Origin of the sequence: Streptomyces sp. BR123, assembly GCF_013401435.1 — a bacterium.
Taxonomy (GTDB): Bacteria; Actinomycetota; Actinomycetes; order Streptomycetales; family Streptomycetaceae; genus Streptomyces.
Map to the genome: position 1 here is coordinate 1 of NZ_JACBGN010000375.1, position 6,342 is coordinate 6,342.

Annotated in this window: 7 protein-coding genes; 2 read left to right on the forward strand and 5 right to left on the reverse strand. The window is 71.8% G+C overall.

Annotated features, from left to right (window positions below; genetic code table 11):
• Positions 1 to 139: 139 nt before the first annotated feature.
• The 4 genes from HYE82_RS32975 to HYE82_RS32990 all read right to left on the reverse strand — a co-directional run bounded on the left by HYE82_RS32975 (position 140) and on the right by HYE82_RS32990 (position 4,180).
• Positions 140 to 1,456 (reverse strand): DUF692 domain-containing protein, encoded by a 1,317-nt coding sequence (locus HYE82_RS32975; RefSeq protein WP_179177887.1) that lies wholly within the window; start codon positions 1,454 to 1,456, stop codon positions 140 to 142.
• Between the two features lie 167 nt (positions 1,457 to 1,623).
• A complete protein-coding gene (locus tag HYE82_RS32980) occupies positions 1,624 to 1,872 on the reverse strand; it encodes a hypothetical protein (protein ID WP_179177888.1) in 249 nt (82 codons plus the stop codon).
• Positions 1,873 to 2,115: 243 nt separating this feature from the next.
• Positions 2,116 to 2,949, reverse strand: a complete 834-nt coding sequence (locus HYE82_RS32985; RefSeq protein ID WP_179177889.1) for an alpha/beta fold hydrolase — start codon at positions 2,947 to 2,949, stop codon at positions 2,116 to 2,118.
• A gap of 1,027 nt (positions 2,950 to 3,976) precedes the next feature.
• The gene (locus HYE82_RS32990) at positions 3,977 to 4,180 is read right to left on the reverse strand and encodes a hypothetical protein (RefSeq protein WP_179177890.1); all 204 of its coding nucleotides are present in this window, start codon (positions 4,178 to 4,180) and stop codon (positions 3,977 to 3,979) included.
• 276 nt (positions 4,181 to 4,456) lie between these two features.
• Between HYE82_RS32990 and HYE82_RS32995 the strand changes: the two genes are divergently transcribed.
• Together HYE82_RS32995 and cyaB are read left to right on the forward strand one after the other, a co-directional pair.
• Positions 4,457 to 5,302 (forward strand): helix-turn-helix domain-containing protein, encoded by an 846-nt coding sequence (locus HYE82_RS32995; protein ID WP_179177891.1) that lies wholly within the window; start codon positions 4,457 to 4,459, stop codon positions 5,300 to 5,302.
• Between the two features lie 14 nt (positions 5,303 to 5,316).
• Positions 5,317 to 5,871, forward strand: a complete 555-nt coding sequence (cyaB, locus tag HYE82_RS33000) for a class IV adenylate cyclase (RefSeq protein ID WP_179177892.1) — start codon at positions 5,317 to 5,319, stop codon at positions 5,869 to 5,871.
• A 169-nt stretch (positions 5,872 to 6,040) separates the two neighbouring features.
• Here cyaB and HYE82_RS33005 read toward each other — a convergent pair.
• The coding region (locus tag HYE82_RS33005) for an aminoacyl-tRNA hydrolase (RefSeq protein WP_179177893.1) at positions 6,041 to 6,342 on the reverse strand (302 nt) is incomplete at its 5' end.

Sequence of the window (6,342 nt, forward strand, 5' to 3'; positions counted from 1 at the left end):
CCCGTGAGGAACGCGGCCTCGGACAGGTCGTGCAGCCGCGGAGCCGGGTCCGCCGTACGGCTCCGGGCGCGCCGCAGCCCGGAGCCGAGCAGCAGCGAGGAGACGGCGACGGCGATCCAGACGTCGAGGACGAAGAAGTTCACGCGGCCCTCCCCAGTGGGGCGCGGGCCAGCGGGGTGCGGGCCAGCGGGGTGCGGGCCAGCAGGGTGCGGGCCCAGCGCACGAGGCGCCGCGGCGGCCTCGCCCCGGCCCGGTCCTGCCACCAGGTGGTGAGCCGGCGCCGGGCGGCGGGGTCGGCCGGCAGGTCCCGGATCAGCAGGTCCTCGGCGAAGTCGAGTGCATCCCGGCGGTACCCGCCGGTCATGGGGCGGGAGCGGGCGTACGCGAGGAAGGCCTCGCGGAAGGCCGCCCGCCCGCCCAGGATCCCGGGCAGCTCGGGGGCGACCTTCGCCACGACGTCGGCCCGCTTCGCGGCCAGGGCGCGCGCCTGCACCCGTACGCGCTGCCGGTCGAAGCCCTCGGGCACGGGCGTCCCGGCGACCAGCGCGGACAGCAGCGCCGCCTGCTCCACCCCGACCCGCGTCCGCGCGGCGGCGAGGTCCCCCACCGTGGGTGCGCCCGCACCCGTGACGGGCACGGACGGCTGTGCGGCAGTCCCAAGAGCCGCACGAATGACGGTCAGTTCGCCGGCCAGCTCCTCCCCCGCCGGAAAGTCGTCGTCGCGCTCCAGCAGCACCCCGGCCGGGGCCGTCCGCCGGCCCAGCTCCGCCAGGACGTCGAGCACGGCGGAGGGCACCGGGTGCGCGTGCGTGTCGTGCCACACCCCGTCCCGCTCCACGCCCCCGGCGACGTGCACGTACGCCAGCGCCTCCAGCGGAATCCCGTCCAGCACCGCGGCCGGGTCCTCGCCGCGGTTGATCCGGTTCGTGTGCAGGTTCGCGACGTCGATCAGCAGCCGGACCCCGGTCCGCTCCACCAGCTCCGTCAGGAACTGCGCCTCCGTCAGCTCCTCGTCGGGCCAGCGGAACAGCGCGGCGATGTTCTCCAGCGCGAGCGGCACCGGCAGGGAGTCCTGCGCGATCCGGACGTTCTCGCACAGCACGTCGAGGGCCTCCCGGGTCCGCTGAACCGGCAGCAGGTGGCCGGCCTCCAGCGCCGGCGAGGAGGTCCGTACGAACGCGATGTGCTCGGTGACCAGCGGCGCCCCCAGCGCCACCGCCCGCTCCGCGAGCGCGGCCAGCTTCTGCGCGTCGGGCCGGTCGGCTCCGCCGAGCCCCAACGAAACCCCGTGCGGCACGACGCGCACCCCGCGGTCGAGCAGCCGCCGCAACGGGTCGGGCAGATGGCCCGGGCAGATGTTCTCGGCCACCACCTCGACCCAGTCCAGGCCGGGCAGCCGCTCGATCGCCTCGGCGATCTCCGGCCGCCAGCCGATGCCCACCCCGAGTCGTTCCATGGGCTTCATGTCCCCTCGCCCCCCTCTCAGCGGTCCGCGTACGGGCCCGTGTGCCGGTGTCATGACCCCGCCGGAGCAGGACCAACCACGGGAAGGGGACGTTCAGAGCAACATTTGAGGTTCCACGGCCGAGGGCTCCGCCCGGCCGCGGCGCCCGAGCCGGCCGCTCACGTGGTGACGTCCTCCACGTGGCCGCAGCCGGCGCACACCCTGAGGTCGCGCTGGCGCCACATCGTGCGGCGGCAGAGCGGGCATCCGCTGGTCTGGATGCCGTGCGGGCCGTGCGGGGGCGGGTCGGGGGTGGTCGCGGCGTACTCCTCGATCCGGGCCCGGAGCCTCGGGTCGGTGGTGTCCGCCATGCTGAGCAGGCGCGCCAGGCGTGAGCGGGCCTCGTCTGCGAAGTCGGTCGTGGTCATCTCGCGCGCAGGGTACGCGGACCGGCGGCCCGCGCGGGGGCGGATGACTCGGACGAGTGGCCATTTTCATCCTCGTCCGCCAGGGGGACGGTGTGCAGGGGCAGCCGCGGCGTCAAGGTCTGCTACGACCACCTCCGCCGGCGGCATCGTCACTTCGGGCGGTGGCCGGTGAGCCTGCGGGGCAGGAACGCGCCCGGTGCGGTGGTCCGAGCCGTACACGGGAACCACCGCCGGAGGGCTCGCTCAGCCGCCTTGGAGGACGGTGCGCAGGCGGCTCGCGAAGACCTTCGGGAAGTCGACGAAGCCGGTGTGGCCACCGGGGAAGGCTGTCGGTTCGGTGCCCAGTTCCTGCGCGAGGGCCCGGGAGGTGCGGTCGCACAACTGGCCGGAGGAGTCCTCCCCGATGCCGACGACAATGCGGCACGGCGCCGAACGCAACCGGCTGGTGTCGGGCGACCAGTACGTGGTCGCGCGCATCTCGTGAGCGAACCAGCGGCGTTCGTCCGCCACCTGCCCCGCGTCGCGCTCCCCGCCGAACATCTGCTCCACCACCGGCTCCGGGACGGCGATGTCCGCCTGGGCGAAGAACTGCTTCCACGCACCGACCACGTCGCCGCCGAGATAGGTGGCGACCAGCTGCTCGGTTCCGACACGCAGCCGCGCACGGTCCTCCAGCAGTTCGATCAGGGGAGGTTCGTGGGCGACCACCGTGTGCACCTGCTCGGGGTACTGCTGCGTGAGCGCCAGGGCAGTGACCGCTCCACCGCTGGAGCCCACGACCACCGCCGGACCCGCGTCGACGTGGGCGATCAGCCGGGACAGATCCGCGGCGCGCAGCTGCGGCGTCGAGTCCTGCTCGGGGTCGTCGAGTCGGCTGCGGTTGATGCCGCGCGGATCGGTGGTGAGTACCGTGTGGTCCGCGGCGAGCAGGTCGGCCAGCGGAGCGAAGGCACCGGCATCCATGGGAGCGCCGACGAGCACGACGAGCGGGCCCCGACCGCGCACCTCGTAGTGCAGGCGGGCGCCAGGAACCTCCAGGCTGCGGGCGGGTGCGGCGTCCGGCGTGTTGGTGAGCATGCGTCCTCCGGGGAGCGTCGTCAGTCAACAACCATGACTTCTCGGCGGACACGAACTCATCGCTCAGGAAGAAAATACGTGGCGAGGCCCTCCGCAGTCAGACCAGCTGACTCCCGCACCCGCAGCCGGGCTCCCTGCTGAGCGGGTCAGCAGAGCCGGTGACGCCATTGCAGGTCCGGGGAGCCGTCGATCCCGTACGTGTGGTCGCGTTCGGTCACCCGGAGGTGGACCGCTGTGATGCCGGGCCGACCGATGCCGTCCCATCCGAGGAGAGCGCCTGCTCGATGTCGTCCCACAGGGAGACGGGGCCGCCCTGGCGTACGAGCCACTTGCCGCAGTCGTGCACGAGCTCGGCGAACGACTCCCGGTCCGGTCGAGGACGTAGAAGCGGGCCGAGCCGTCGCTGGACCGGGCCCGCAGCACTTGGGCTGCCGGCGCAGCCAGCTGGGCGAGGACGGCCTGCATCGGCTCGTCGAGGGCGGTCGGGGAGACGACGGCCCGCCGCTCGGTGGCCGGGTACGCCACGCGTGAGGACAGGTCTCCGGCGATCGGTGTGACGGCCTGGGAGCGTGCCGGCATGAAACCGGCATGGGCGACGAAGCGTCCCTCGGCCGTCCCGTCATCGGACACGGTGACCTTCGATCAGTAGGTACAGGGTCTGCCGGGCCCGCCCGGTCACCGCTCGCTCGCCCTGATCGGGCGGCACGCCGGGTCGCCGCGGCGGTGGAAGTACTGATCCGGGCGAACTCCACTCGCCGAGTGCACGGTGATCGTCTCGAAGCGCACGGCTCGGATCGGCCGCTGGCAGCGCGCGCAGATCCGTGCCGCGGTCACCGGCCGGCCCCCGGCGGGCACGCCCACGCGTTGACGGTCATGGGATATGGGCCCTCGTGCCCCAGCACCAGGCCAGCGAGCACGGCATCGTCATCCAGCGGCTTACCGCAGGCGACGTAGGTCCGCCCGGCGGCCTGATCGGCGGTGAGCTGCTCGTACGAGGGGAGCGGCGCCTCCGGGCACGGTCGGGCGGTCACTGGTCGGCCTCCGGTGGACAGGACCACACCTCGACGCTCGTGTCGTGGCAGCCCTGGCTTCCAGCAACGATCCCCCGGTGCACGGCGTCGGTCGTGAGCTGGCGGCGGCAAGCCACACACGCCCGGCCCTGCGCCTGCTCCCACGTCAGCTGGTCGCGTGCGGGCAGCGGCGCGGCTGCGCAGGCGATGGTCTGGGTCATCGCGCGTCCTCGACAGGCGTGAGGCCGCGCTGCTCGCAGCACGGTGCGCACGCGTAGAGCCGGACACGAGGTTTGTAACTGCGGCCAGCGAACTGGATGGGCCTGGCGGTCGAGGACGATCCGACGTACCAATGGCACCAGTTGACGGGGCTTGCAGTGGGCTGCTCTGCCATATTGGCAGCATCTTGTGACGCGGCGCACAGTCTCGACACCCGCACGGTAATCTCACCGTGGGATGGCTTTCCATCCCGCGGCCGGATGAGCGGGAGCTTCACCATGAGCACGCCCCTGGTACCCACCACGCTGCCCAACTGGGCATGGGAGCGGGCCGACGTCCGTCAGGCTCTGCGGGCCCGTGACATGAGCGCCGTGTTCCGGCACGTTCAGCAGTACAGCGGCGCCAGTCAGGCCCGAATCGCCGCCGCCGTCGGCATGACTCAGGCCCGTGTCAACGAGATCATCCACCGTCGGCGAGAGGTGTCCCGCCTCGACGTGTACGAGCGGATCGCCGACGGTCTCAGCATGCCGGACGACGCACGCCATTTACTCGGCCTGGCCGCCAGCCGGGAGAAGAGATCTGGCGGGGCTGCGTTCGACCTGGCTGCCTTCCCCGAGGTGGTACGCGTTTTCTCGGGGCAGGACTCCGCCCAGACGGAGATCCAGCAGCAGGCGCGCTCTGCGACGGAGCTGGACATCCTCGCGGTTCGCGGACTGGGCTTGATCGGGCTCAACGACTCCATGCTGCGTGCTCAGGTCGGCCGTCCCGACGGCGGTCTGCGGGTGCGGGTCCTGCTTCTCGACCCGGAGGCGCCCGCCTTGGCTCAACGCGCGGCAGAGATTGGCGAGTCAGCCGAAACGCTGGCCAGCGGCGTGCGCTTGGCCGAGGCCCGGTTGCGTGAGCTGTCCGGAATCTGCCACGTCGAGGTGTACCGATACGCCATGCTGCCGACGTGGCGGCTCATCCGTACGGACTCCACTCTCTTCGTGGGCGTGTTCGACGCGGGATGGGAAGGGCATGAGTCGGCCACGTACAAGGTCATGGAGACGCCGCAGGGGCCTCTGTACCGGGGGTTCCGGCGCATGTTCGAGGCGATCGTCACTGGCGCTGACCGCACCGTGTGAGAAGGGACGAACCGATGATCGAGGCAGAACTGAAGGCGCGTGTGTACGCGCCCGAGGAAACGCTCCGACGGCTCGACGAGCGGGCCCGCGGCCGCGCCGAGGTATACCGGGACACCTACTACGACACCCCCCGTGGAGACCTGGACACCCGGGGCGAGGAGCTGCGTGTCCGCACCGTGCACGGAGCCGACTCGACGCGCACCGTACTCACGTACAAGGGCGCCACCGTGGACGAGGAGTCCGGATCGAAGCCGGAGCACGAGACGCGCGTCGAGGATGCCGAAGCGGTACACGCGATGCTCCGCGGCCTCGGGTACGTTCCCATCATCGCCTTCGAGAAGCGGTGCAGGAACTACGACTTCGAGGCCCGCGGCCGGCAGATGCTCGCCACTCTCGTTCGCGTCCCAGAGCTGGATGGAACTTTCTTGGAACTGGAGACGCTTACCGAGGAGAAGGAACTCATGGAAGCCCTCGCCGACGTCCGCGCGATGCTGACCGATCTTGGCATCAGCGAGGGCGACGTAACCCGGGAGCTGTACACAGACGCCGTCCGGGCACGCCGCGGGTAGTCCAGAACGCACGAAAGCGCCCCCTCCCGCCCGAAGGAGCGGTCATCGCGTGTGAGGGTCTCGCCCACGTCCAGCACCACAGTACGAATCACCCGGCCAGCGTACGCAGGCCGAACGCACGAAGGTGTCCCCTTGACGACTCTCGGGACAGCGCTCCCTGGTGTGCAGGTCAGCGGGGTGCGAGGCGGGAGCGGAGGGACGGGTGGTCGGCGATGACCGTGGCCGAGCCCGGGGCGATCTCCGTGAAGCCCGCGTCGCGGACGACCGGGAGGCCGGTGGAGGTCAGGGTGGGCCACGCTTCGCGGTCGGCCGTGCGGACCTGGAGGGGGAAGCCCGAGGCGCGCCAGGCCGCGCGTTCCGGGGTGGTCAGTTCCCACCAGGCGAGCTGGGCGGCGTGGCCGGCCTGGGCCATGGCCTTGCCGGCGGACATGTCCAGGTCCGGGTTGAGCCAGAGGACCGGGGTTTCGGGGG